This window comes from Daejeonella sp., from assembly GCF_049655485.1.
Classification (GTDB): domain Bacteria; phylum Bacteroidota; class Bacteroidia; order Sphingobacteriales; family Sphingobacteriaceae; genus Daejeonella.
The window spans coordinates 1-2,967 of sequence record NZ_JBASJU010000253.1 but is presented as its reverse complement, the minus strand read 5'-3'; the positions used below and the strand labels follow the sequence as shown (position 1 = coordinate 2,967).

The 2,967-nt window shown below is 41.2% G+C and carries 3 protein-coding genes; 1 reads left to right on the top strand and 2 read right to left on the bottom strand.

Annotation, left to right across the window (positions count from 1 at the left end; translation table 11 throughout):
- Positions 1-746, bottom strand: a 746-nt coding sequence (locus tag WBJ10_RS10830) for a Clp protease N-terminal domain-containing protein (RefSeq protein ID WP_424290172.1), incomplete at its 3' end; no start/stop codon positions are given.
- A 188-nt stretch (positions 747-934) separates the two neighbouring features.
- Between WBJ10_RS10830 and ettA the strand changes: the two genes are divergently transcribed.
- Positions 935-2,617 carry an energy-dependent translational throttle protein EttA gene (ettA, locus tag WBJ10_RS10825; protein ID WP_424290170.1) on the top strand — a complete coding sequence of 561 codons (1,683 nt, stop codon included), beginning with the start codon at positions 935-937 and terminating at the stop codon, positions 2,615-2,617.
- A gap of 117 nt (positions 2,618-2,734) precedes the next feature.
- Here the strand turns inward: ettA and WBJ10_RS10820 are convergent.
- Positions 2,735-2,967: hypothetical protein (locus tag WBJ10_RS10820; RefSeq protein WP_424290168.1), on the bottom strand; the 233-nt coding region annotated here is incomplete at its 5' end.

Below are 2,967 nucleotides of genomic sequence, written 5' to 3'. Positions count from 1 at the left end.
CTTTGGATAATTCTAAGGGCAAGCCCCTCAGCAATTGCTGATTTTCCAACTCCCGGTTCTCCAATAAGAATTGGATTGTTCTTTTTACGACGGGATAAGATCTGAGAAACACGTTCAATCTCCTTCTCACGACCTACAATAGGGTCAAGCTTGCCATCTTCTGCAGCGCGAGTTAAATCACGCCCGAAATTGTCGAGTACAGGTGTTTTAGACTTTATGTCGGATACCTTTTTCGGCTGGCTAAAACTCTCTTCTTCTCTGAAATCATCATCACCTGCAGGAGAACCACCGGAGGCCTCATCTCTGAAACCATCTTTATTATTCTCTACCTCAGCTTTAAAAATGTCGTAGTTAACGTTGTATTGCTGTAATATCTGGGAAGCGATATTGTCTTCATCCCTAAGGATTGAAAGTAATAAGTGCTCAGTTCCAATAACATCACTCTTGAAAATTTTAGCTTCCAAATAAGTGATTTTTAATACTTTTTCAGCTTGCTTAGTAAGTGGGATATTTCCAAGATTAACAGTTGTGCTCGAGGTTCCTTTAACAGAATCTTCAACAGACTTTCTTAAACGTGCAGTATCCACTCCCGCGCCCTTCAGGATTTTTATTGCCATACCGTCTCCTTCCCGGATAAGTCCCAGCAATAAATGTTCTGTGCCGATGTAGTCATGCCCTAGACGAAGGGCTTCTTCCCGGCTATATGAAATTACGTCTTTGACGCGTGGGGAAAATTTAGCTTCCATTATTATACCTTTCTGTATGTTTAACGCCCTAAGCTATTAAAATATTGGATTAATACACTTGAGGCTATTGTAACAAGTTATCAACAATTACGCCATTTAAATTTAAAAGGTTTTACGTCATTTCTGAGATAATAAAGTTGACATCTCTCTGACTAAAATACGATATTTGAGCCTCATTGTAAAACAACATGTCAGACGAGAAAATAATATTTTCCATGGCTGGGGTAAATAAGATCTACCCGCCACAAAAACAGGTATTAAAGAACATCTACCTTTCTTTCTTCTACGGAGCTAAGATCGGAGTCATAGGTTTAAACGGATCGGGTAAATCATCAGTTTTAAAAATTATTGCAGGACTAGATAAATCATACCAGGGAGAAGTTGTTTTCTCCCCTGGTTATACTGTTGGCTACCTTGCACAGGAACCCATTCTTGATAACGAAAAGACTGTACGTGAGGTAGTTGAAGAGGGTGTTGCTGCCACTACTGCTATACTTAAAGAGTATGAAGAGATCAATGAGAAATTTGGTTTGCCCGAGGTTTATGAGAATGCAGATGAGATGGACAAACTACTGGCAAGACAAGGCGAGCTTCAGGATCAAATAGATGCAAGTAATGCCTGGGAACTGGATACTAAGCTTGAGCGTGCTATGGACGCCCTGCGTTGTCCGGAGCCCGATTCAAAAATTGCCACTTTGTCAGGAGGAGAGCGCCGACGTGTCGCTTTGTGCCGATTATTATTACAAGAACCGGATGTTCTCTTGTTAGATGAGCCTACCAATCACCTGGATGCTGAAAGTATCGACTGGCTGGAACAACATCTTAAACAATATAAAGGGACGGTAATTGCCGTTACTCACGATAGATATTTCCTTGATAACGTAGCTGGCTGGATCCTTGAACTCGACCGTGGTGAAGGTATTCCATGGAAAGGAAATTATTCTTCATGGCTGGATCAAAAGTCTAAGAGACTTGAATCGGAAGAAAAAACAGAGAGTAAGCGTCAGAAAACATTGGAGCGTGAGCTGGAATGGGTACGTATGGCTCCAAAAGCCCGGCATGCTAAATCAAAAGCCCGTCTCTCAAATTATGAGAAACTAGCTTCTGAGGATACTAAAGAGAGAGAAGACAAACTGGAGCTTTTCATACCTCCAGGACCTCGCTTGGGGAATGTGGTAATTGAAGCTCAGGGCGTAAGTAAAACATACGGTGATAAGATTTTATTCGAGAACTTAAACTTCTCACTTCCACCCGCAGGCATTGTTGGAATAATAGGCCCAAATGGCGCTGGAAAAACAACCTTGTTCAGATTGATAACTGGCCAGGAACAACCTGATGCTGGTACCTTCAGGGTGGGCCCAACTGTTGCGCTTGGTTATGTCGATCAAATGCATGATGATCTGGATCCCGAAAAATCTGTTTGGGAAAACATTACAGATGGAAATGAAACCATCCTCTTGGGAAACAGGCCTATCAACTCAAGAGCATATGTTTCAAAATTCAATTTCAACGGTGCAGATCAGCAGAAAAAGGTAGGAGTACTTTCGGGAGGAGAAAGAAACAGGGTGCACCTTGCAATTACGCTTAAAAAAAGTTCGAATGTGCTCCTCCTGGATGAGCCGACAAACGATATTGACGTAAATACCTTGCGTGCTTTAGAAGAAGGTTTGGAAAACTTTGGCGGTTGTGCAGTAATTATCTCCCACGACCGCTGGTTCCTGGACCGGGTTTGTACCCACATCCTGGCTTTCGAAGGGAATTCAGAGGTCTATTATTTCGAAGGAAACTATTCAGAATACGAAGAGAACCGGAAAAAACGTACTGGAGATATAACTCCGCACAGGATTAGATACAAAAAACTGGTGGGATAAAAGAAGCAAGAGCCAAGAACCAAGATAGTGTATCTATTTTGACTTGGCTCTTGATATTGTTATTATTCAAGTTCGAGCAAGGTGGGCATTCTCAACTCTCCATTCATAATTCTCAACTTATTTAGTAAATCTCTTCAACTTCCTCCACGAAATATAAAATTTCCTTTCAAGGTTATATAACATTTTACCTCTATAACGATTAACGATTGTTATATTCTTGTTGAGCGAATTCATTGGACGGTTTAACGTCTCTCCTACCTTTGAAGGCATTTCTCTCATATAGTCGTCCACCATTTCGGCATACTTGTATCCGCAGCGGCTTTTTTGCAATTGCAAAAGTTCATTTGTTA

Coding starts and splice junctions, on each gene's coding strand:
- ettA (WP_424290170.1), top strand. CDS start 935: ATGTCAGACGAGAAAATAATATTTTCCATGGCTGGGGTAAATAAGATC.